At 63.8% G+C, this 20,661-nt stretch carries 20 protein-coding genes; 10 read left to right on the top strand and 10 right to left on the bottom strand.

What is annotated here, in order from left to right; all coding sequences use genetic code 11:
* Positions 1 to 142 precede the first annotated feature (142 nt).
* Positions 143 to 1,180, top strand: coding sequence for an AraC family transcriptional regulator (locus JQ587_RS16520; protein WP_212298182.1), 1,038 nt, complete (start codon positions 143 to 145; stop codon positions 1,178 to 1,180).
* 12 nt (positions 1,181 to 1,192) lie between these two features.
* Here the strand turns inward: JQ587_RS16520 and JQ587_RS16515 are convergent, their stop codons facing one another.
* Both JQ587_RS16515 and JQ587_RS16510 read right to left on the bottom strand, forming a co-directional pair.
* The gene (locus JQ587_RS16515; RefSeq protein ID WP_212425966.1) at positions 1,193 to 1,510 is read right to left on the bottom strand and encodes an antibiotic biosynthesis monooxygenase family protein; all 318 of its coding nucleotides are present in this window, start codon (positions 1,508 to 1,510) and stop codon (positions 1,193 to 1,195) included.
* A 105-nt stretch (positions 1,511 to 1,615) separates the two neighbouring features.
* Positions 1,616 to 2,827: an NnrS family protein gene (locus JQ587_RS16510; RefSeq protein ID WP_212425965.1), complete on the bottom strand. Its 1,212-nt coding sequence runs from the start codon at positions 2,825 to 2,827 to the stop codon at positions 1,616 to 1,618.
* 130 nt (positions 2,828 to 2,957) lie between these two features.
* Between JQ587_RS16510 and JQ587_RS16505 the strand changes: the two genes are divergently transcribed.
* A complete protein-coding gene (locus JQ587_RS16505; RefSeq protein ID WP_212425964.1) occupies positions 2,958 to 3,668 on the top strand; it encodes a Crp/Fnr family transcriptional regulator in 711 nt (236 codons plus the stop codon).
* Between the two features lie 272 nt (positions 3,669 to 3,940).
* On the opposite strand, the gene JQ587_RS16500 is transcribed toward JQ587_RS16505, so the two are convergent.
* Together JQ587_RS16500 and hemN are read right to left on the bottom strand one after the other, a co-directional pair.
* Positions 3,941 to 4,138: a DUF1858 domain-containing protein gene (locus JQ587_RS16500; RefSeq protein ID WP_212298186.1), complete on the bottom strand. Its 198-nt coding sequence runs from the start codon at positions 4,136 to 4,138 to the stop codon at positions 3,941 to 3,943.
* 198 nt (positions 4,139 to 4,336) lie between these two features.
* Entirely contained in the window at positions 4,337 to 5,689 is a 1,353-nt protein-coding gene (gene hemN, locus JQ587_RS16495) for an oxygen-independent coproporphyrinogen III oxidase (protein WP_212425963.1), read from the bottom strand.
* Between the two features lie 166 nt (positions 5,690 to 5,855).
* On the opposite strand from hemN, the gene JQ587_RS16490 reads away from it, so the two are divergent.
* From JQ587_RS16490 to JQ587_RS16480, 3 genes are all read left to right on the top strand, one after another.
* Positions 5,856 to 6,062, top strand: coding sequence for a hypothetical protein (locus JQ587_RS16490; protein WP_212425962.1), 207 nt, complete (start codon positions 5,856 to 5,858; stop codon positions 6,060 to 6,062).
* 252 nt (positions 6,063 to 6,314) lie between these two features.
* Positions 6,315 to 7,412 carry a copper-containing nitrite reductase gene (gene nirK / locus JQ587_RS16485; protein WP_212298189.1) on the top strand — a complete coding sequence of 366 codons (1,098 nt, stop codon included), beginning with the start codon at positions 6,315 to 6,317 and terminating at the stop codon, positions 7,410 to 7,412.
* A gap of 54 nt (positions 7,413 to 7,466) precedes the next feature.
* Positions 7,467 to 8,345, top strand: a complete 879-nt coding sequence (locus JQ587_RS16480) for an SUMF1/EgtB/PvdO family nonheme iron enzyme (RefSeq protein ID WP_212425961.1) — start codon at positions 7,467 to 7,469, stop codon at positions 8,343 to 8,345.
* Positions 8,346 to 8,540: 195 nt separating this feature from the next.
* Here the strand turns inward: JQ587_RS16480 and JQ587_RS16475 are convergent, their stop codons facing one another.
* Together JQ587_RS16475 and JQ587_RS16470 are read right to left on the bottom strand one after the other, a co-directional pair.
* The gene (locus tag JQ587_RS16475) at positions 8,541 to 9,191 is read right to left on the bottom strand and encodes a CoA transferase subunit B (RefSeq protein WP_212298191.1); all 651 of its coding nucleotides are present in this window, start codon (positions 9,189 to 9,191) and stop codon (positions 8,541 to 8,543) included.
* Positions 9,191 to 9,928: a CoA transferase subunit A gene (locus JQ587_RS16470; protein WP_212298192.1), complete on the bottom strand. Its 738-nt coding sequence runs from the start codon at positions 9,926 to 9,928 to the stop codon at positions 9,191 to 9,193. The genes JQ587_RS16475 and JQ587_RS16470 overlap by 1 nt, the downstream gene beginning before the upstream one ends.
* Before the next feature lie 303 nt (positions 9,929 to 10,231).
* On the opposite strand from JQ587_RS16470, the gene JQ587_RS16465 reads away from it, so the two are divergent.
* Entirely contained in the window at positions 10,232 to 12,121 is a 1,890-nt protein-coding gene (locus tag JQ587_RS16465) for an AsmA family protein (RefSeq protein WP_212298642.1), read from the top strand.
* A gap of 58 nt (positions 12,122 to 12,179) precedes the next feature.
* Here JQ587_RS16465 and dctA read toward each other — a convergent pair whose 3' ends face one another.
* Positions 12,180 to 13,565, bottom strand: coding sequence for a C4-dicarboxylate transporter DctA (dctA, locus tag JQ587_RS16460; RefSeq protein ID WP_212425960.1), 1,386 nt, complete (start codon positions 13,563 to 13,565; stop codon positions 12,180 to 12,182).
* A gap of 52 nt (positions 13,566 to 13,617) precedes the next feature.
* Positions 13,618 to 14,691, bottom strand: coding sequence for a 4-oxalomesaconate tautomerase (locus JQ587_RS16455; protein ID WP_212425959.1), 1,074 nt, complete (start codon positions 14,689 to 14,691; stop codon positions 13,618 to 13,620).
* Between the two features lie 118 nt (positions 14,692 to 14,809).
* On the opposite strand from JQ587_RS16455, the gene JQ587_RS16450 reads away from it, so the two are divergent.
* The 4 genes from JQ587_RS16450 (at position 14,810) to JQ587_RS16435 (ending at position 19,280) form a co-directional block, all read left to right on the top strand.
* The gene (locus JQ587_RS16450) at positions 14,810 to 15,766 is read left to right on the top strand and encodes a LysR family transcriptional regulator (protein ID WP_212425958.1); all 957 of its coding nucleotides are present in this window, start codon (positions 14,810 to 14,812) and stop codon (positions 15,764 to 15,766) included.
* Between the two features lie 295 nt (positions 15,767 to 16,061).
* On the top strand, positions 16,062 to 17,447 hold the full coding sequence (locus JQ587_RS16445) for an ABC transporter substrate-binding protein (RefSeq protein ID WP_212298196.1): 1,386 nt from the start codon (positions 16,062 to 16,064) through the stop codon (positions 17,445 to 17,447).
* Positions 17,448 to 17,544: 97 nt separating this feature from the next.
* Positions 17,545 to 18,417 carry a carbohydrate ABC transporter permease gene (locus JQ587_RS16440; RefSeq protein ID WP_212298197.1) on the top strand — a complete coding sequence of 291 codons (873 nt, stop codon included), beginning with the start codon at positions 17,545 to 17,547 and terminating at the stop codon, positions 18,415 to 18,417.
* On the top strand, positions 18,414 to 19,280 hold the full coding sequence (locus tag JQ587_RS16435) for a carbohydrate ABC transporter permease (protein ID WP_212298198.1): 867 nt from the start codon (positions 18,414 to 18,416) through the stop codon (positions 19,278 to 19,280). The genes JQ587_RS16440 and JQ587_RS16435 overlap by 4 nt, the downstream gene beginning before the upstream one ends.
* Before the next feature lie 53 nt (positions 19,281 to 19,333).
* On the opposite strand, the gene JQ587_RS16430 is transcribed toward JQ587_RS16435, so the two are convergent.
* Both JQ587_RS16430 and JQ587_RS16425 read right to left on the bottom strand, forming a co-directional pair.
* The gene (locus tag JQ587_RS16430; RefSeq protein ID WP_212425957.1) at positions 19,334 to 19,834 is read right to left on the bottom strand and encodes a DUF6622 family protein; all 501 of its coding nucleotides are present in this window, start codon (positions 19,832 to 19,834) and stop codon (positions 19,334 to 19,336) included.
* 13 nt (positions 19,835 to 19,847) lie between these two features.
* Positions 19,848 to 20,660 (bottom strand): ABC transporter permease, encoded by an 813-nt coding sequence (locus JQ587_RS16425; RefSeq protein ID WP_212425956.1) that lies wholly within the window; start codon positions 20,658 to 20,660, stop codon positions 19,848 to 19,850.
* Between the last annotated feature and the right edge of the window lies 1 nt (position 20,661).

The raw sequence follows: 20,661 nt of genomic DNA, 5'->3' as shown, positions 1-20,661 counted from the left end.
CTGCGCCGTCATGAGCACGGCATTCCCGCCGGTGCGTCGCTTTTCCCTATGTATGTTCCGCGCTGGTCCCGGATTTGACGGATCGGGACAGAAACTTTACATTTCGAGACATCTGCAGGAATGGCTGGCAGGAATTGGTCGCATGACCGACCTCGTTCGCAGCGCAGGCCTGAGCTGTTACCCGGAAGTCGCCCGGACGGTCGGGCTCGACCCCAAGCAGATGATGCGCAAGGCCAGGCTGCCGCCGGCCGTGCTCGACAAGCCCGATACCCCCATCGCCGTTGCAAGCGTGCGTCGCTTGCTCGAATTGTCGGCAGAAGCCTCCGGTGCCGAAGATTTCGGCTTGCGGCTGGCCGAGCGCGGAGGGCTGACCAATTTCGGCGCGGTCGGCCTGATCGTGCGCGAACAGGCAACCGTCGGCGAGGCGATCGAAGCATTCTCCCGCTTCATCCATGTCCACCATGACGGCATGAAGCTCGACGTAGTCAGGGACAAGCAGACCGTGACCGTCCGATTGCATTTGCGGGGACGACGGCCGACCGCGCCGCGCCAGTCGATCGACATGGCGCTGGGCAGCGTCCACCGCATCATCCAGTCACTGTTCGGCAGCGACTGGCGGCCGCAGGAGGTGCACCTGCACTACCCGCCGCCGCGCGACCGCAAGCGCTACCGCGACTTCTTCGGTTGCCGCGTGGCCTTCAATGCGGCGGAGGACGCGATTCTATTGTCGGCGCATGACATGGAGCGGCGGATTCCGAGCGCGCATCCCTTGATCGCGAGCTATCTGCGCAAGCGGATCGAGGCGATCGAGACCCGGCCGGCGAGCTGGGAGGGAAAGGTCGACGAGATCGTGCGAAGCCTGCTCGCGACCGGAGACTGCACGGTCGAACGCGTCGCCGAGCATCTCGCCTGTACCCGCCGCACCATTCACCGGCACCTTGCCGCATCAGGCACCAGCTTCTCGGCCATCCTTGATGCGCAGCGCGCCGATCTCGTGATCCAGCTGATCGAGGACCCCGGCCGGCCGTTGGCGGATATTGCCGCACAGCTCGGCTTCTCGGCCCAAAGCGCCATGGCCCGCTGGTTCCGCGGCCGCTTCGGCTGCACTCTCACCGACTGGCGCAGGGGCGTTCGTCCGCCGGCCACGGCGGTCGACGCTCCCTCGGCCTCAGCAGCCTAGCTCACACTCAAATCAGGCGTGCTCGAACGGGCCGACTTCGCGGATGACCTTGCAGATCTGCAAGCGGCCGCTGGCATAGAATTCGGCATGCCCTCGTTTCATCGCCTCGATATGTTCCGGATGCGTGCGCCAGGCTTCGAGTGCCTCCTCCGAAGCAAAGCGAAACACGGTCAGCTCCTCGCCGTCGTCGGCCTTGAACGATTTGACCGACAGAAAGCCCGGAAGGCCGCTGACAATGTTGTACATGCGCTCGCCCAGCCGATCATATTCCTCGATCCGGACATCATCACGCAGATTCAGGCCGCCAATCACAACGACTTCGCCGATCATTTTCGATCCATTCCTCGATCGCGTTTCCACGCCAGGCTAGCAGCCGGCGCACCTCGAAAGATAGTTTCGGATCGACGACGACGTTTGTTACGCCGGGACGAAATTTCAGCGTGCCGGAGCCGGCATGCCCATGATGGCGAGCGCGCGCCGCGGGTTGCCGGCGAGCAATGGCCCGAACGCGGCTGCAAACCCGAGGAACGCGACGATCCAACCGCAGGCCGCAATGTGCAGCAGCACATCGCTGTGCGCCGGAAACACCACGGCAGCGACCCGCGCCAGCGCCGCGACGATGATCGCAGCGTAGATCCCTTGCGTGGCGGGTGAGGCCATCAGCGCCTGTCCGGTGTGGCCGAGGCTCGCGCGCGTCATGACCGCGAGCGTCATGATTCCAGCCGCGCCCGTCATCCAGGCGTGAATGCCGGCGCTTGGCGGCAGCACGCCGAAGCCGGCCAGGGCATTCAGCAGGAAACCTGATGGCACGAAGGCGTAACCGACGTGAAGGATCAACAAGAGCCGCTCGCGCGTGGTGCGGTCACCGGCCCAGCGCGCAAACCGCACCAGGTGCAACAGGCCGACGAGCGCCATGACGACGCCGGTGATCAGGTTCAGCGGCGCCACGATCCAGCCGATCAGCGCGAGCGCGCTCAATCCGATCACCACGCCGTCGAAGCGTCCGAACGGTACCGGCAGGCGGCCGGCGTTGAACTTGACCAGCCAGTTGCGGGTGAAGCTCGGGATGATGCGGCCGCCGATGAGCGAGATCAGCAGCACGACCACGCCGATCCCGACGCGAATGCCGACATCGGCCGCGCCCTCGTAATGTGCTTCAAGATGGAAGGCGACATTGCCGGCGAGCAGCATCAGCACGAGCACCACCACCGGCAAATTGCGCCAATTGCCGCCCGCGATGATCTCGCGGGTTGCGGCCGCGACGACCAGCGCCAGGAAGGCGGCGTCGAGGGCGAGCGCGACCGCCCAGCCGATCTCGGCGGACAGTGCCACCGCGGCGCGTCCGGCGAGCCAGACCATCAGCAGCGCCCCCAGCGACGTGCCCTGGATCGGCAGCCGACCGGTCCAGTTCGGGATCGCCGTGAACAGGAACCCGGTGATGACAGCGGGCAGAAAGCCGTAGAGCATCTCGTGAACATGCCAGTCCCGCGGCGCGAAGGCCGATGTCACCGACAGCTCGCCATAGAACATCGGCAGCCAGACCAGGATCGACAGGCCGGCCTGGATCGCGCCGAGCAGAAAGAAAGGCCGGAAACTGTTCGCAAACAGCGGCCAGCCCGCAAAATTACGGGATCGGGGACCAGCCATCGGGGCAACTCCTGTGAATTCGCAACTGTTGCTTGGAAAAATACTGCCGCCCGGCCGACCCGTTTTGCGCTATCGCAAACTGTCCGACGATTGCAGGTGCCATCACACTCCCGAGCGTCAAGGAGGCAGAATGGCCAAGGTCGACACATCGCTGGTTGCGCATTTGCCGCTGTTTGCCGGCGTCAAGCCGGACGACCTCGACGAGATCCTGCGCGAGGCCCGTTCGGCGCGCTATCCCAAGAGCACCGCCATTTTCGAGCAGGGCGCGGACGCGAAGTCCTTCTTCCTGCTGCTGCACGGCCACGTCCGTGCGGCCAAGACCACGCCGACCGGCGAGCAGATCGTGGTGCGCTACGTCGCGCCCGGAGAGACCTTCGGGCTCGCGATGGCGATCGGCACGGCGCAATATCCGGCGACCGCGATGGCCGTCGACGACAGCGTGGTGCTGATCTGGCCGACCTCGGCCTGGCCGCGGCTGATCGAGCGGTTTCCCTCCCTCGCCGCCAACACGATGCAGACCGTCGGCAAGCGGCTGCAGGAGAGTCACACCCGCATCCTGGAAATGTCGACCCAACAGGTCGAGCAACGCGTCGCGCATGCATTGCTGCGGCTCGCCAACCAATCCGGCAAGAAGCTCGAAAAGGGTATCGAGATCGACTTCCCGATCAGCCGCCAGGACATTGCGCAGATGACCGGCACCACGCTGCACACGGTGAGCCGCATCCTCAGCGGCTGGGAGAGCCAAGGGCTCGTCGAGAGCGGCCGACAGCGCATCATCCTGCGCGAGCCGCACCGGATCGTCGTGCTGGCGGAACGAAACCCGGACAGCGGCGCGGCGTAACTTATCCTCTCCCTCTCCCCGTTCTTACGGGGCCGCGACGAGCTTCGCTCGCGCTGAGAGGGTTGGGGTGACGGCTTCCTTCCACGTATGAGATCGTAGCGAGGCCTGTACCCCCTCACCGGGATTGCATCTTGCGATGCGATGCAATCCGACCTCTCCCCGCAAGCGCGGAGAGGTGAACACAAAAATCAGGGGTGAGGGCACTTTCGCTTGCGGCGAAAGCTCTCCCTCACCCGGAAATCCGCGCGCCCCCGCGCAGACTCCGATCCGCCTCATGCCGGCACGCAATCGCTCAGCGCAGCCAGGAATTTGTCGCGGTCGATACCATGCTCGCGGCAGGCATCGTCCACAGTATGGAAGGTTGCGATCGGACAGCCGACACAGGCCATCTTGAAGGCGAGGAACACGCGGATCGTGTGCGGCGCCGTACGCATGATGTCATCGACCACATCGTCAGATCGGAAAGGCATGGACAACTCCGTTCCGAAACGAAAATAGCGGAGGTGGCCGGAGTTTCTTTGTTGAAGCGCAAGCTGTCGCCAGTTCCTCAACTCGTCATTCCGGGGCGCGCCGCTTTGGCGCGAGCCCGGAATCCATCATGCAGCAGATCACGTGGAAAAATGGATTCCGGGCTCGTGCTTCGCACGCCCCGGAATGACGGAGAGAGGCTACACCGCCCGACTATGCAACTGCTTCCCCGGATCGAGATGCGCATCGAACGCGGCAGCAACGCTGCGGACCAGGAAGCGCGAGTCGTTCGCAACCGCGAGACGGTCGCCATCCAGCTTCACTACACCATCCGAGATCAGGGACTTCAGCCGCGATGCCGACGCCAGCATCGCCTCCGGTTCGGCGCCATGTCGCGCGCAGATGTCGCCGAGATCGGCGCCGAACTCGCACATGATCCGCTCGATGATATCGGCGCGCAGACGGTCGTCGTCGGTGAGCCTATAGCCCTTCGCTGTGGCGAGGCGGCCGTTCGTGATGCTGTGCTGATAAGCGCCGATCTGCACGTCGTTCTGGACGTAGCCTTGCGGCAGATGCCCGATCGCGCTGGCACCGAAGCCGAGCAACACCTCGCCCTGATCGGTGGTGTAGCCCTGAAAGTTGCGCCGCAGCGTCCCCTGATCGAAGGCCACGGCCATGGCATCATCGGGACGCGCAAAATGGTCGAGGCCGATCTGCACATAGCCGGCCTCCTTCAGCGCGTTGGCGATGGCGCAAGCCTGGTCGTGGCGCGCAAGGCCGTCCGGCAGGTGCGCCTCATTGATCATGCGCTGGTGCTTCTTGAAGCTCGGCACATGCGCGTAGCCGAACACCGAGAAACGGGCCGGCGCGAGCTCGAGCGAACGCCGCACCGTATCCAGACAGGACGCGATGGTCTGGTGCGGAAGGCCGTAGATCAGATCGAAATTCAGTCCCATGATCCCGGCACGCCTGAGCCTGTCGACGACGGAGGCGGTCTGCTCGTAACTCTGCACGCGGTTGATCGCGCGCTGCACGACGGGATCGAAGCTCTGCACCCCCAGGCTCGCGCGATTGACGCCGGAGAGCCGCATGGCCTCGACCATCTCTGCGGTCAATGTCCGTGGGTCGATCTCGACGGCGATTTCGGCCGAGGGCAGCACGAAGAAGGCGTGACGCATCGCCGCCATCAACTCGGCAAAGGCTTCCGGCGCCATGATCGTCGGCGTGCCGCCGCCAAAATGGATGTGCTCGACCTTGATACGGCGACCGATGGTCTCGGCGACCTCTGCAATCTCGCTGCAAAGCGTTTGCTGATAGGCCGCGATCAGTCCGTCGCGACGGACGATCTGGGTGTGGCAGCCGCAATACCAGCACATCTCGCGGCAGAACGGCACGTGCAGATAGAGTGACGCACTGGCATCGCCGGGAAGCTCGGACAGCCAGCGTGCGTAGGTATCGGCGCCGATCGCCGGTGAAAAATGCGGCGCAGTGGGATAGCTCGTGTAGCGCGGCAGACGCTCCTCGCCGTAATTGGCCGCGAGATCGATCCTCATGTCTTACCCATTCGTAAATTTATGCCGCTGGCAGTCGCGGCCGACTCTGGATGGCATTGGATTACCCGTTTTCTGCCTGACGACCTTGCGCTTGCTCAATGTCTGAGCGCCGGATTGGGCCCATGGTGTCAACCATCGTCCCTTATCGTCCCTTGGGAGATAGGCCATGGCGTCGTTCGCGCTCGATCTCGTTCTCTGGCTTGTCGGTATTCGCGGCCATATCCCCCGCTTCGACGATTTTCGTCCCGTCCCCGTCGCGCCGGCCACCGGCGCGGGCCAGCTCGTACGCGTGCTGGCCATTGCGGCCGTCGTGCTTGCTGCACTCTCGCTCGCAGTCTGGGCGACGGTCTGGATCGCGATCGAGCTTCTCTGATCGACGCATTTAGATCATTCACGATCGAACATCACTGAACATGCGAATGACTTGCCGCTGACGCGGCTATTGGCGCGACTTGTGTCGCGTGCTCTGCCGTTGCGCCCTTCACGCGGTGGCTCTTCGGCAAACCTCTTAAGGATTTTACCGGAGGCGAATCCGGCAAAACCTTGTCGCAGCGCAAACACGCTTGCCAGGATAGGCGCACACTGCATCCGTCATCAAAACCCTTTCACATGAAGGATGCTTCCGATGTTCACCCGCAGAGCCGCATTGATCAGCGCAGCAGCGACCGCCCTGATGCTGGCAACACCCGCCTTCGCTGCCGAAGATCTCAAGCTGCCGCGCCAGAAGGTGGAGCTGGTCGCTCCGCCCTTCGTGCATGCGCACGAGCAAGCGACGAAGCAGGGTCCCAAGATCCTCGAGTTCAAGCTCACGATTCAGGAGAAGAAGGTCGTCATCGACGAGAAGGGCACCACCTTCCAGGCCATGACGTTCAACGGCTCGATGCCGGGTCCGCTGATGGTCGCGCATGAGGGCGACTACGTCGAGCTGACGCTGGTCAATCCCGCGACCAACACCATGCCGCACAACATCGACTTCCATTCCGCAACCGGTGCGCTCGGCGGCGGCGCGCTCACCCTGGTCAATCCCGGCGAGCAGGTCGTGCTGCGCTGGAAGGCGACCCGGACCGGCGTGTTCGTCTATCACTGCGCGCCCGGCGGTCCGATGATCCCCTGGCACGTCGTCTCCGGCATGAACGGCGCTGTGATGGTGCTGCCGCGTGACGGCCTCAACGACGGCAAGGGCCACGCGCTGAAATACGACAAGGTCTATTACATCGGCGAGCAGGACATGTACGTGCCGCGCGACGAGAAGGGCAATTTCAAGTCCTATGACTCGCCGGGCGAAGCCTTCACCGACACCGAAGAGGTGATGAAGAAGCTCACTCCCACCCATGTCGTGTTCAACGGCAAGGTCGGCGCACTCACCGGCAAGAACGCGCTGACCGCGAATGTCGGCGAGAACGTGCTGATCGTGCACTCGCAGGCCAACCGCGACAGCCGTCCGCATCTGATCGGCGGCCATGGCGACTATGTCTGGGAGACCGGCAAGTTCTCCAATCCGCCGGAGACCGGACTCGAGACCTGGTTCATCCGCGGCGGCTCGGCGGGAGCGGCGCTGTACAAGTTCCTGCAACCCGGCATCTACGCTTATGTCACGCATAATCTGATCGAAGCCGCCGACCTCGGCGCCACCGCGCACTTCAAGGTCGAGGGCAAGTGGAACGACGACCTGATGACCCAGGTGAAGGCGCCTGCGGACATACCGGCCGCCAGCACCAACTAAATGGCGTGAAGGGGCCGGCAATCACCGGCCCCTTCTTCTTTCGGGGGAACGACCATGCTGATTGCATTCAAGCTCAAACTGGCACTTGCCTGTGCTGCCGGCTTCGCGGGACCGCTGGCCGTTGCGCCGCTGGTTTCCGAGATGACGACGCACGGCGCGCAGGGCGAGCCCGCAATCGTCGAGATCGCCGCCGGCAGCTTCGCCTATCGCGAAGCGGGCGACTTCACGCGCGCCGGGCGGCAGGCCGAGGCGCCGCTACGCGCATTGCAGTTCACGCGGCCGCTTCACATCATGCGCGAGCAGGTCTCTTCCGCTGACTACCAGCTTTGCGTCCGGGACGGCGGGTGCCGCGGACTCGATCGCGATATGACCATCGCACCCGACCGCCCGGCCGTGCAGGTCAGCTGGCACGATGCCGAAGCCTACGCATCCTGGCTCTCGCGCAAGACCGGCGCGCACTATCGCCTGCCGAGCGACGAGGAATGGGCCTTTGCGGCGGGCAGCCGGTTCAAGGACGACGGCGTTGCGGTCGACGCGAACGACCCGTCCAAGCGCTGGATCAGCCGCTACGAGCGAGAATCCGAGCGCGACCTCTCCGACACCACAGCCTACCCGTTCGGCAAGTTCGGCCTGAACGAGCGCGGCGTCTCCGATCTCGCCGGCAATGTCTGGGAGTGGACGTCAACCTGCTTCGTGCGCTCGCGTGTCGACGAGGCCGGCAATGCCGGCCGGCCGACGGTGAATTGCGGCGTGCGCGTCGCAGAGGGCGCGCACCGCGCCTATGTCACCGACTTCATCCGCGACGCCCGCGCCGGCGGCTGCGCGCAAGGCGTACCGCCCGCCAATCTCGGCTTCCGCCTGGTGCGCGAGGAGCGGTCGTGGGTGGCGAGCGTGTCGGCGCGGTGGAGCAAGGTCTGGGCGGCGAGGTCGTAGCCGATTCTCAGCCTCGTCATTCCGGGATGCGCGCGCAAGCACGCAGACCCGGAATCCATAAACCCGGCTCGTGGTTCATGGATTCCGGGCTCGCGACTACGTCGCGCCCCGGAATGACGAGGGCTGTTTGTGGCGAGACAAACGAAAATGGCCGGGACGAAGCCCGGCCATTTCACGATGATTGCGATCGCCCGCTTACGTGTTCTTCAGTGCGACGCGGAATTCGGCTTCGGTCTTGGCCTTGACCTCGTCGAGCGTGACGCCGTCGGCGAGCTCGATCAGGGCCATGCCGCCGTCACCGTGCTTGTCGATGGTGAAGACGGCGAGATCGGTGACGACCATGTCGACGACGCGCTCACCGGTCAGCGGCAGATTGCACTTCTTCAGGAGCTTGGCGCCGTCCTTGGCCGAATGCTCCATCACCACGACGACGCGCTTGACGCCGGCAACGAGGTCCATCGCGCCGCCCATGCCCTTGACCATCTTGCCCGGGATCATCCAGTTGGCGAGATCGCCGTTCTGGGCCACCTGCATGGCGCCGAGGATCGACAGATCCATGTGGCCGCCGCGGATCATGCCGAAGGAGTCCGCGCTCGAGAAATACGAGGTCGAGGGCAGCTCGCTCACGGTCTGCTTGCCGGCGTTGATCAGATCGGCGTCCTCTTCGCCCTCGTAGGGGAACGGGCCCATGCCGAGCATGCCGTTCTCGCTCTGGAGGCTAACGTCGACGCCGTCGGGAATGTAGTTCGAGACCAGCGTCGGGATGCCAATGCCGAGATTGACGTAGTAGCCGTCACGCAATTCCTTCGCGGCGCGCGCAGCCATCTGTTCACGGGTCCAGGCCATCAGATTTCAACTCCTGTTCCGGCCGCGGGTGCGCTGGTCGGGCGCGGGCGGGTGTTGCGGAATTCGATGCGCTTCGTGGCCGTGCCGACCTCGACGATGCGCTTCACGAAAATGCCGGGCGTGTGGATGTGGTCGGGATTGAGTTCACCGGCGGGAACGAGATGCTCGACCTCGGCCACCGTGATCTTGGCGGCGGTCGCCATCATCGGGTTAAAGTTGCGCGCAGTCTTGCGGTAGATGAGGTTGCCGGCGGTGTCGCCCTTCCAGGCGTGCACGATGGCGAGGTCGGCGAACAGGCCGCGCTCCATCAGGTACTTCTCGCCGTCGAACTCCTTCACTTCCTTGCCTTCGGCGATCAGCGTGCCGACGCCGGTCTTGGTGTAGAAGGCCGGGATGCCGGCGCCGCCGGCGCGGATGCGCTCGGCGAGCGTGCCTTGCGGGTTGAATTCGAGCTCCAGCTCGCCGGCCAGGAATTGCTGGGCGAACAGCTTGTTCTCGCCGACATAGGACGAGATCATCTTCTTGATCTGGCGGGTCTCCAGCAGGCGGCTGAGCCCAATGCCGTCGACGCCGGCATTGTTCGAGACCACGGTCAGCCCCTTGACGCCGGAGTCGCGGATCGCATCCGACAGCGACTCGGCGATACCGCAGAGGCCGAAGCCCCCCGACATGATCATCATGTTGTCCTTGAGAATGCCCTCAAGAGCCGACTTGGCGTCGGGATAGACCTTGTTCATGCAAAAAAACCTCGACTGAAGCTGCAGCTTGCAGGCGTCGCGCCCTTATTGGCGGCGATTATTAGGCGAAATCGTCCGAAGCCGTCAATGATACGGGGTTCTCCGTTCCGAGAGCCGGTGGTAGAAGCTGCCCACGCCGTGGGCAGACCCGTCCCCGGCCTTGAAAGCGACAAGAAAACCCATCAAGTTGCGGCACTTAACTAACAGGACTTAACCTAACAGGACTTGGGCGTGGGGCGCGCAGGTTTCCCGGCCCGCCCTTCCGGCTCCAACGACCAACCCGATCAGGACATGCCATTGACCATGGCCCAAGGAATGAAGCGCCTCGGGACGCCGATCGCGGCGCTGCTCGGCGTCGCGCTGATCGCCCTGATCGCGACCTCCTGGCTCATCAACCGCGACGCGCTGCGCAAGGCGGTGGAAGCGCAGATCCGCGACGTCACCGGGCTCGAGCTCAGCGTGGCAGGCAGCATCGACATTTCCGTGCTGCCGGCGAGCTACATCTCCTTCCATGACGTCGGCCTGAAGGGCGGCGGCACTGCCGACCCCGCGCTCCATGTCGACGTGCTCACCGCCAATCTCAGGCTCCTGCCCCTGCTGCTGCAGCGCTTCGAGATCGCCGACCTGACGCTGCTCCGGCCGCACATCCATGTCAGCCTGAAACCGGATGGCGAGAGCAACTGGACGCCCTTCATCCAGACCATTGCGCGCACAATGAAGCCCGGCGCCGACAATCAGGTGTCGTTCTCCGAAATCAGGATTCAGGACGGCGTGCTCCATTACGAGGACGCGGCCACGCACGCCACCGAGCAGTTCGACGACATCGACCTGTCGCTGGCCTGGCCCTCGATCTCGCGCTCCTTCGCCGCGACCGGGCAGTTCGACTGGCGCGGCGAGCGCGTCGACGGCTCGATCAGCTTTGCCGACTTCGTCGCCGCCCTGTCCGGCGACCGTTCCGGGCTGAAGGCGCGGATCGCGAGCGCTCCGCTCAAGCTCGCCTTTGACGGCAGTGTCGCCAACCGCACCAGCCCGATGATGGAAGGCACCCTCACCATCGACAGCCCGTCCTTGCGCAACGCGCTGCGCTGGACCGGGCAGCCGCAGCCCGGCAGCGGCGGCTTCGGCCGCTTCACGCTGAAGGCGCGCGCCAACGTCGTGGGCGCCTCGATCGCGCTCACCAACGTCAATGTCGAGCTCGACGGCAATGCCGCCGAAGGCGTAATGACCTATGCCAATAACGGCCGGCAGACGCTGCAGGCGACGCTCGCCGCCGATGCGCTCGACTTCACGCCTTACATCTCGACCTTCCGCCTGCTCGCAAGCGGCGCGCGCGACTGGAACAGGCAGCTGTTCGACCTCAACGGCCTCTCGACCACCGACCTCGACATGCGCCTATCGGCAGCCAGGCTGACGGTCGGCCCGACCAAGCTCGGCCGCACCGCGATCGGCGCCAATTTGCGCAACGGCACTCTGGCGCTCTCGGTCGGCGAGGCGCAGGTCTATGGCGGCATTGCCAAGGGTTCGTTCGGCATCTCGCGCTCCGACAGCGTTGCCGACATCAAGGCACAGTTCCAGTTCACCGACGTCGACCTGCAGGCCTGTGCCACCGAGCTGTTCGGCCTCAACAAGCTGTCCGGCCGCGGCAACATCAACGTGTCCCTGCTCGCCTCCGGCTCGAGCCCGTTCGGCCTGGTGCAGTCGCTCGACGGCACCGCCACCGTGACCGGGCATGACGGCGCGATCTCAGGCTTCAATGCCGAGCAGCTCTTGAAGCGACTCGAGCGTCGGCCGCTGTCCGGCGGCGGCAATTTCCGCAACGGCTCGACGCCCTATGACAGCCTCACGATCGCAGTGAAATTCGCCGACGGCATCGCCACCGCCGAGGACATCCGCATCGAAGGCCCTTCGGCGAAGATTACGCTGACCGGCACCGCGTCGGTGCCGACGCGCGAATACGACATGAAAGGCGTGGCGAGCCTCAACACGACGTCCGGCTTTCAATTGCCCTTCATGGTGCAGGGTCCGTGGGACGATCCGCTGATCTTCCCCGACCCCGAGGCCCTGATCCGGCAATCGCCTGCGGCGTCTCCTTTCCTCGACCTCTTGAAGCAGCGCATCACCGGCGGAAAGCGACAGGCGCCGGAGGGATCGCCGACGGCGGAGAATGCGAAGGACAACGCCAAGTCCAACTAAGGACGCCACAGGCTGCCTTGCCAAACTGAATACGACGACCGTTTCGTCCAAAGCGGCATCAAGCGGCCGATTTCGTCGTCGAAATCCAGCTCTCGTTCTCCTGCATCGCTGGTGCTACCTCGATCGTGGTCCCGACCGCGACCTCGAGAGCGCCATGCTGTCCGAGTTCGCGGGCCAGCACTTCGCGGTCGCAGGCGTTCTCCCACAGCGAAACCGTGATGGCCGCGACGCAGTTGCTGATCATGCTGGTCAGCGCCCGCGCCTCCGACATGAAGCGGTCGATGCCGACGAGCAGCGCCACGCCGGTCACGGGCAGGTCCGGCATGACGGAGAGAGTCGCGACCAGCGCGACGAAGCCGCTGCCGGTGACTCCGGCCGCCCCTTTCGACGTCAGCAGCATCAGTCCGAGCATTGCCGCAACCTGTCCCCAGGACAGATGAATGTCGCAGGCCTGCGCGATGAAGATGGACGCCAGGGTGAGATAAATGGCGCTGCCGTCCAGATTGAAAGAATAGCCCATCGGCAGCACGAGCCCTGATACGCCTTTTCGGCATCCGAGCTGCTCCAGCTTGCGCAGCGCGCCAGGCAGGGCCGGCTCCGACGACGACGTGCCGAGCACGATCAGCAGCTCTTCCTTGAAGTAGCGGATGGTCTTCCACAGGCTGAAGCCGTTCAGCCGCGCCAGCGTACCAAGCACGACAACGACGAAGACAAAGCAGGCGATATAGAAGGTCAGGATCAGCAGTCCGAGCGAGCCGATCGAACGGATGCCATAGCGGCCCACCGTGAACGCCATGGCGCCGAAGGCGCCGAGCGGAGCGAGCTTCATGATGAAGCTGAAGGACACGAACAGCACCTGCGAGAACGACTCGACTGCCTTCGTCACCACGGCACCACCGTCACCGGCACGGCCGAGGCCGAAGGCGATCAGGATGGAGATCAGCAGGACCGGCAGCACCTCGCCATCGGCAAACGCGCCAAAGAAGGAATGCGGGATGATGTGCAGCATGAAGTCCGCAAATCCGGTCGCAGCTGCCTGCTTGGTGAATTTCGCAGCCACCGAAGGATCCAGCGTATTGACGGACACATGCATGCCGACGCCCGGCTGGATCAGCGACACCGCGATCAGCCCGGCCAGCAGAGCGAGCACGGTCAGCAGGTAGAACAGCGCCATGGATTTCACCAGCGTGCGGCCGACCTCGCGGGAATCGCTGACACTGTTGATGCCGCTGACGATGGTGCAGAACACGATCGGCGCGATCATCATCTTGACGAGCTTGACGAAGCCATCACCAAAGGGCTTCAGCGCGGCACCAAATTCCGGCCAGAAATGGCCCGTGAGGACGCCCAGCACGAGGCCGATCAGCACCTGGACGTAGAGAATCCGGTAGAATGGCTTTCGCAGCTCGCCGTTCGCGGGCTCAGCCGGCGCTTGCATCTGCATGCTCGTTTCTCCCTTGGGTCTGATTATTGAAGGCTTCGAAGGCGGTCCGGCGTCAGGCCGCCAGTACCGATTGCGGCAGGTGCGATCGGCGGGCGAAGACGTGCCCCTCGAAAATTCGCCGGGCTGTCCGCTGCACCCGGGCGACCGGACCCGGCTCCAGCCGAACCACGAGTTGGCCGGACGGATGGGCCAGCGTGATCGGCGCCGGCAGAGCCAGCGGCCCCACCGTCTCTGCGGCAATCGTCCCTGCCGTGATACAGGCCGTCGCGATCGCGACGGCGCCGGTCACCGCGAGCGCGCCATGGCAGTCGTGCGGCATGAAGTACCTGACGTTCAGCGTCGCCTCGTTTGCAGGCGCGATCAGAACCGGTTTCGGGATCACCATTGCCGCCGAATTTGGAAAGCCCATGAGGCGACCGGCCTCGATGCGCAGATGTTCGAGACGCGCGCGGAAGCAGCTGTCGGTGAAATCCGACGGTGCCTCACGGCCGCTGCAGCCGATATCCGCCGCGCGGACCAGCATGACCGGCATGGCCGCGTCGATGCAGGTCACGTCGATCCCGTCGATGCGATCGACCGGCCGTCCCGTGGGAAGGAGGCGACCGGTGCGCGCGCCGGCCGCGTTCGGGAACGACAGTTCGATGGGTGCCGCCGTTCCCGGCACACCGTCGATCCGCGCCTCGCCCTCATAGGTCACCCGCCCTCGGGGAGTGGCAACCGTCGCATCAATCAGCTTGCCGGTGTTGACGTTGTGGATGCGTATATGGGTGCGATCGCCGGCGGCCGCGACCAAGCCGGCTTCAATTGCGAACGGCCCTACGGCCGCCAGCATGTTTCCGCAGTTCGGTGACGTATCGACGATCCCTTCCCGAACGCGCACCTGGGCAAACAAATAGTCGACGTCGGCGCCCGGGACCGATGCCGGTCCGACGATCGCGACCTTGTTGATGACGGCATTGCCGCCGCCGATTCCATCGATCCCGAGGTCGTGTCCGCTTCCCATCACGGACAACAGAAGTGCATCGCGCAGGCCGGGGTCGGCGGGAAGATCGCGGGCCAGGAAAAACGGGCCCCGTGAGGTCCCCCCGCGCATGACCACACAGGGAATGGCAATCTGATCGTTCATGGAGCTGTTCCGTTCGGCGACATCTTCGTCCGAGCCAGAACATCCTCGCTCTCAACTATTTTGTGAAATGCAAATATCTGAGGTATTATTCCGCTTATCGACATAATGGAGCGAGCCCATGAACGCAGAGCTGCTCGACCTCAAGGCATTCATCACCGTCGCGGAGACGGGAAGCTTCGTGCGGACCGCCAAGGCGCTGAACCTGTCTCAGCCGGCGCTCAGTCGACGCATTCAGAAGCTGGAAGAAAGTCTCGGTGCGCCGTTGCTCGAACGCTCGACGCGTCACGTCAATCTCACCATGACCGGCCGCGACTTCCTTCCGAAGGTGCGCCGCCTCATCGACGAGTTCGAGACCTCGGTGCTCGCCATCCATGATATCGGCGCGCGGAGTTCGGGTTTGGTCTCGGTGGCTGCAGTGCCGACGGCGGTGTTCTACTTCCTGCCGCATGCGATCGGCCGGTTTGCCGAAGCGTATCCCCGCATTCGCATCCGGATTCTGGACATCGGTGCCAATGAGGGATTGGAGGCGGTCGCGCGCGGAGAAGTCGACTTCGGCATCAATTTCATCGGCGCTTCGCATGCCGAAATCGAATTTGAGAAACTGGTCGAGGATCCTTTCGTCCTGGCCTGCCGCCATGATCATCCGCTGGCATCGCGCAAACAGGTCAGCTGGTCGGAGATCGTATCGCACCGGGTCATCACTGTCGGTCGCAACAGCGGCAACCGCGCGTTGATCGACAATGCGCTGGCGCGACAGGGCCTGCAGCTGAACTGGTCCTATGAAGTCGCTCACCTCTCCGGCTCGCTCGGCCTGGTCGAAGCGGGACTGGGCATCGCCGTGCTGCCGAGGCTCGCGACGCCCGCCGCCGGCCATCCGATCATTCACACCGTTCGGCTGATCGAGCCGGAGGTGTCGCGAACGATCGGAATCGTGCGCAGGCGCGGAGCGACGCTATCGCCTCATGCCAGCCAGTTTCTCGAGATGCTCCTCGAGGCATGGCGCTCGCCATCCCGGACGAGCGGACATGGCAAGCCTCGTTCCGCTGAGGCGATCGGCCCAAAGGGGAAACGCTGATGGCTCGCGCGCGCAGCGGCGCAAGAGCGTTCCGCAGAGGCCTCCAGCAGGCAGGTCTTTCGCTGGCGGCGAGCAGGTATGTCGGGAGCGAATGGTCGGTCGAGGCCGGAACGCAAGAGGCGAATTGATTGCCGGGAATTGATGCGGTGATTGGATCGATGCGCGCATTAAGCATCTCCGAGAGCCCGGCACCCCTCGACCTAGGTCTGACAACATGGCGCTAGATCGGATAGCGGGCATGGGCTAGTGTTTTATACGACCGGTTAAAAACACCGGCCGTTTGAGGGAGAAAAACGTGAGATCCAAGGTTATTGGCGCAGTATCATTGGCGGTCGCTGCGGTTGGGCTGTTCGCGGCCACTGCACCCGCCTTTGCGCAGCAGAAGACAATTACGGTCTGGTGGGGCAAGGGCTTCTACCGCTCCGAAGACGATGCGCTGCTCGAGACGATCAAGAAGTTCGAAGCCAAGACCGGCATCAAGGTCGAATTGTCGCAGTACGCGATTCAGGACATGATTCCGAAGACGGTCGCCGCGCTCGACGCCGGCACCGTGCCCGACGTCGCCTATTCCGATTCCTATGACGTGCAGGCGCAGGGCAAGTGGGCCTACGAGGGCAAGCTCGAGGACCTCACGGATGTCATGGAGCCGATCAAGGGTCGGTTCGTGCAGAACACGCTGGACGCCTCGATCCTCTATAACGACGTCACCAAGAAGAAGGCCTATTACGGCTTCCCGCTGAAGCAGCAGAGCATGCACGTCCAGATCTGGAACGACATGCTGGAGAAGGCGGGCTTCAAGCAGAGCGACATCCCGAATGATTGGGAAGGCTACTGGACCTTCTGGTGCGACAAGGTGCAGCCGGCGATCCGCAAGGCCACCGGCCAGCGGATCTACGCCGTCGGCCAGCCGATGGGTGTCGAATCCACCGACGCCTTCCAGTCGTTCTACACTTTCATGGACGCCTATCACGTCAAGCTGGTCGATGACGACGGCAAGCTTCTGGTCGACGACCCCAAGGTCCGCGACGGCCTAATCAAGGCGATGAAGGACTACACCGACACCTACATCAAGGGCTGCACCCCGCCGTCCTCGACGACCTGGAAGGATCCGGACAACAACGTCGCCTTCCACAACAAGACGATCGTGATGACCCACAATTTCACGATCTCGATCGCGGCGAAGTGGTACGAGGACTCGCAGAATCAGGCCCTCACCCAGGAGCAGCGCGACGCCGGCAAGAAGGCTTATGAGCAGGACATCATCACCGCGTCCTTCCCGAAGGCGCCGGATGGTTCAACCATTCGCTATCGCTCCGACGTCAAGACCGGGCTGATCTTCACCGCAGCGAAGAACAAGGCCGAGGCCAAGCAGTTCATCAGCTTCCTGCTGCAGGAGGAGAACGTCCGTCCCTATATCGAGGGCGCGCTCGGCCGCTGGTTCCCGGTGACCAAGGAAAGCCAGGCCAGCCCGTTCTGGCAGGCTGACAAGCACCGCAAAGCGGTTTATGCCCAGTTCACCGGCGGCACCGCCCCGTTCGACTTCACCAAGAACTGGAAGTTCACGATCCTGAACAACGAGAACGTGTGGGCGAAGGCCATGAACCGGGTCGTCAGCGAGAAGGTCCCGGTCGACAAGGCCGTCGACGAGCTGATCGCCCGCATCAAGCAGGTTGCAGGCTAAGTTCTCTTTCTTCCTCTCTCCGCTGGCGCGGGGAGAGGCAAAGCGCTAACACCGGCCGCCTCGTGCGGCCGGAAGTCCTTTCAAAGAGTCCCAAAGAATGGCGATCACGCTCTCTGGCGATCAGTCGATCCCCGCTCCGCCCTTGTCGCCGCGGCTGACCCCGGCGCAGGTGTGGGGCATCGTGCTGCTTGCGCCCTATCTGCTCGTTTTTCTCGCCTTCGTCGTCTATCCCGTCTGCTACGGGCTGTGGCTGGCGCGGGCGCCGTCGAACTATGTCGCGCTCTATAACGACCCGATCTTCGCGCGCGCCGCGGTCAACACGCTGATCTTCCTGGTCATCGGCATCAACATCAAGATGCTGATCGCGCTGTTCCTGTCCGGCTTCTTCGCGCAGCAGCGCCCCTGGATCAAATGGCTCTCGGTGATCTTCATCCTGCCCTGGGCGGTGCCGTCGATCCCGACCATCCTGTCGGTACGCTTCATGCTCAACCCCGAATGGGGCATGGTGAACCATTTCATCTTTTCCTTCACCGGCGACGACGGTCCGAACTGGCTGAACGATCCCACCGTGGCGCTGACCATGGCGATCGCCGTGCACATCTGGAAGTCGCTGCCGTTCTGGACGCTGATCCTGATCACCGGACGTCTCGCGATCTCGCACGACCTGTTCGAGGCCGCCGAGGTCGACGGCGCCAGCTGGTGGCAGAAATTCCGCTTCATCACCTGGCCGTCGATGCAGACGCTCTACGTGACCTGCACACTGCTCTCGATGATCTGGACGCTCGGTGACTTCAACAGCGTCTATCTGCTCACCGGCGGTGGTCCGGCCGACCTCACGCATGTGCTGTCGACGCTCGGCATCCGCTATCTCCGGCTCGACCAGCTCTCGCTCGCGATGGCTTCCATCGTCTGCGCGATGCCGTTCGTCCTGCCGCTCGTGTACTTCATGATGAAACGGTTGTCGCGATGAAGCTTCCCGGCGTAAGCGAGTTTTCCTGGCGCGACGTCGCGACCGAAGCCCGGTTGCTGCTGATCGGCATTCCCGTCTTCCTGTGGACGATGATTCCGATCTACCACATGTTCCTGTTCGCGATCTCCCCGAAGGAAGATGCGTTCTCGGGCAAGCTGTGGCCGGATCATCCGACGCTGCACAACTTCGAGATCGTGTTCAAGCAGCAGCACTATTTCCTGCGCGACTTCTACGTCCAGTTCTGGAATTCGACGCTGATCGCGGCTTCGGTCGGCGTGCTGACGCTGTTCATCGCCACGTCCGCGGCATTCTCGATCTCGCGGCTCAAAGTGCCGGGCGGTCGCATGGTGCTGAACCTCGCGCTGTTCACCTATTTCATCCCCGCGGCATTCCTCGCCGTGCCGATGTACCGCACCATGGGCAATTACGGCCTGCTCAACAATCACTGGTCGCTGATCCTGGCGATGGTGACGATCGCCAGCCCTTACGCGATCTGGGTGCTCAAGCAGGCCTCCGACAAGCTCCCGGTCGAGCTGGATGAAGCCGCGGTGATGGACGGCGCCACCACGCTGCAGATCTTCCGCCTGGTGTACCTGCCTCTGATGATGCCCTCGCTGGTCGCGATCGGCACCTATGCGGTGCTGCTCGCCTGGAACGAATATCTCTATGCGTTCCTGCTGCTCTCGAACGACCGCGAGATCACGCTTCCCGTCGCACTCGGCAACTTCCTCGCCGCCGACGATTCGCCCTGGGAGCTGTTGATGACCACCGGCTTCATCTACGCGCTGCCGCCGGCCGCGGTCTATTACGCCTTCCGCCGCTACATGGTGGGCGGTCTGACGGCGGGTGCCGTGAAGTCCTAGAGCATGGTCCGGAAAAGCGTGACGCGGTTTTCCGAATAGACCATGCTCAAGCTTCAAGCATCGGCTGCGCGCTTCCTGCGGTAGGCAATCAGGAGCGCGATCATCGAGCCGAAGAAGTAGCCGGCGGTCGCGCCCGAGATGGCGCGGCCAACGATGATTGCGAGCGCACGGTCGCCGGCATCGATCGCCGAGATCACACCGACGGCATATTGCAGCGAGAACACGATCAGATTGCGGACCAGCGCAAACGCGCTGCCGGGGCGGATGATCTCGCCCGTCTTGTGATCGACATCGAACGGACGCGGCGTCAGTACGCCGAGCGGCAGGAGCACGAGCGCTGCCGCGATCCACGCGACGAGCGGCCAGGCGTTGGCCTGTTGTCCGAATCCGATCCGCGAGATTCCCCACACGATGAAAACGACCGGCACGATCAGCGCACGCCAGATCGGCGCCTTGCGCGGCTGCATCGCCTTGATGCCCTGCCAGACCAGGTAGGCGAACAGGATCCAGACCCAAGGCGGCGTATGGACCAGTATCTGATAGGCGAACATCATGATCCGTTCCTCCCTACAGCGGGGCGGCGCTCTCGCCCTGCGAGCTCGACAATTTCGAGGCAAGCGAGGCGATGACGATGACGACTGCGATCAGGGCGATCACCAGCGTGGAAATCGCGTTGATCTCCGGCTTCACGCCCAGCCGCACCTCTGAATAGATCCGGATCGGCAAGGTTGCCGACCCCGGCCCCGTGGTGAAGCTCGCGATCACGAGATCGTCGAGCGAGAGCGTGAAGGCAAGCATCCATCCGGCGACGATCGCAGGCGCGATCAGCGGCAGCGTCACCGACAGGAAGGCGCGGACGGGCGCGCAGCCCAAATCCATCGCCGCCTCCTCCAGCGAGCGGTCGAGCGAGCCGAGGCGCGACTGCACGACCACGGCGACGAAGCACATCGTCAGCGTGGTGTGGGCGATCGTCACCGTCCAGAAGCCGCGCTCGGCGTTCAGCGCCACGAACAGCAGCAGAAGCGACAGGCCCGTGATCACCTCCGGCATCACTAGCGGCGCATAGAGCATGCCGGAGAACAACGTGCGGCCGCGAAAGCGTTCGCCGCGCGACAGCGCCACCGCGGCGAGCGTGCCGAGCAGCGTGGCGATGGTCGCAGACGTGGTCGCGACCCGCAGGCTCATCCAGGAGGCCTCGATCATGGCGCTGTCGGCAAAGAACTCGTGATACCAGCGCAGCGACCAGCCACCCCACACCGTCACCAGCCGCGAGGCGTTGAAGGAGTAGATGACGAGAATGAGGATCGGCAAGTAAAGGAAGGCGAGCCCCAGCGCGAGCGAGGCGACATTGAAACGGGACAGGCGGGAGAACTGGCGCATC

The organism is Bradyrhizobium manausense (genome assembly GCF_018130615.1).
Classification (GTDB): domain Bacteria; phylum Pseudomonadota; class Alphaproteobacteria; order Rhizobiales; family Xanthobacteraceae; genus Bradyrhizobium; species Bradyrhizobium manausense_A.
Note: the sequence above shows the minus strand (reverse complement) of the source record. Positions and strands in the feature narration are given on the sequence as shown.

Excerpts from the sequence above, each read along its gene's own strand:
- nirK (WP_212298189.1), top strand. The coding sequence starts at position 6,315 with ATGTTCACCCGCAGAGCCGCATTGATCAGCGCAGCAGCGACCGCCCTG.
- JQ587_RS16440 (WP_212298197.1), top strand. The coding sequence starts at position 17,545 with ATGGCGATCACGCTCTCTGGCGATCAGTCGATCCCCGCTCCGCCCTTG.
- JQ587_RS16505 (WP_212425964.1), top strand. The coding sequence starts at position 2,958 with ATGGCCAAGGTCGACACATCGCTGGTTGCGCATTTGCCGCTGTTTGCC.
- JQ587_RS16465 (WP_212298642.1), top strand. The coding sequence starts at position 10,232 with ATGGCCCAAGGAATGAAGCGCCTCGGGACGCCGATCGCGGCGCTGCTC.
- JQ587_RS16510 (WP_212425965.1), bottom strand. The coding sequence starts at position 2,827 with ATGGCTGGTCCCCGATCCCGTAATTTTGCGGGCTGGCCGCTGTTTGCG.
- JQ587_RS16520 (WP_212298182.1), top strand. The coding sequence starts at position 143 with ATGACCGACCTCGTTCGCAGCGCAGGCCTGAGCTGTTACCCGGAAGTC.
- JQ587_RS16515 (WP_212425966.1), bottom strand. The coding sequence starts at position 1,510 with ATGATCGGCGAAGTCGTTGTGATTGGCGGCCTGAATCTGCGTGATGAT.
- JQ587_RS16500 (WP_212298186.1), bottom strand. The coding sequence starts at position 4,138 with ATGCCTTTCCGATCTGACGATGTGGTCGATGACATCATGCGTACGGCG.
- JQ587_RS16435 (WP_212298198.1), top strand. The coding sequence starts at position 18,414 with ATGAAGCTTCCCGGCGTAAGCGAGTTTTCCTGGCGCGACGTCGCGACC.
- JQ587_RS16490 (WP_212425962.1), top strand. The coding sequence starts at position 5,856 with ATGGCGTCGTTCGCGCTCGATCTCGTTCTCTGGCTTGTCGGTATTCGC.
- JQ587_RS16450 (WP_212425958.1), top strand. The coding sequence starts at position 14,810 with ATGAACGCAGAGCTGCTCGACCTCAAGGCATTCATCACCGTCGCGGAG.
- JQ587_RS16425 (WP_212425956.1), bottom strand. The coding sequence starts at position 20,660 with ATGCGCCAGTTCTCCCGCCTGTCCCGTTTCAATGTCGCCTCGCTCGCG.
- JQ587_RS16470 (WP_212298192.1), bottom strand. The coding sequence starts at position 9,928 with ATGAACAAGGTCTATCCCGACGCCAAGTCGGCTCTTGAGGGCATTCTC.
- dctA (WP_212425960.1), bottom strand. The coding sequence starts at position 13,565 with ATGCAGATGCAAGCGCCGGCTGAGCCCGCGAACGGCGAGCTGCGAAAG.
- JQ587_RS16430 (WP_212425957.1), bottom strand. The coding sequence starts at position 19,834 with ATGATGTTCGCCTATCAGATACTGGTCCATACGCCGCCTTGGGTCTGG.
- hemN (WP_212425963.1), bottom strand. The coding sequence starts at position 5,689 with ATGAGGATCGATCTCGCGGCCAATTACGGCGAGGAGCGTCTGCCGCGC.
- JQ587_RS16455 (WP_212425959.1), bottom strand. The coding sequence starts at position 14,691 with ATGAACGATCAGATTGCCATTCCCTGTGTGGTCATGCGCGGGGGGACC.
- JQ587_RS16475 (WP_212298191.1), bottom strand. The coding sequence starts at position 9,191 with ATGGCCTGGACCCGTGAACAGATGGCTGCGCGCGCCGCGAAGGAATTG.
- JQ587_RS16480 (WP_212425961.1), top strand. The coding sequence starts at position 7,467 with ATGCTGATTGCATTCAAGCTCAAACTGGCACTTGCCTGTGCTGCCGGC.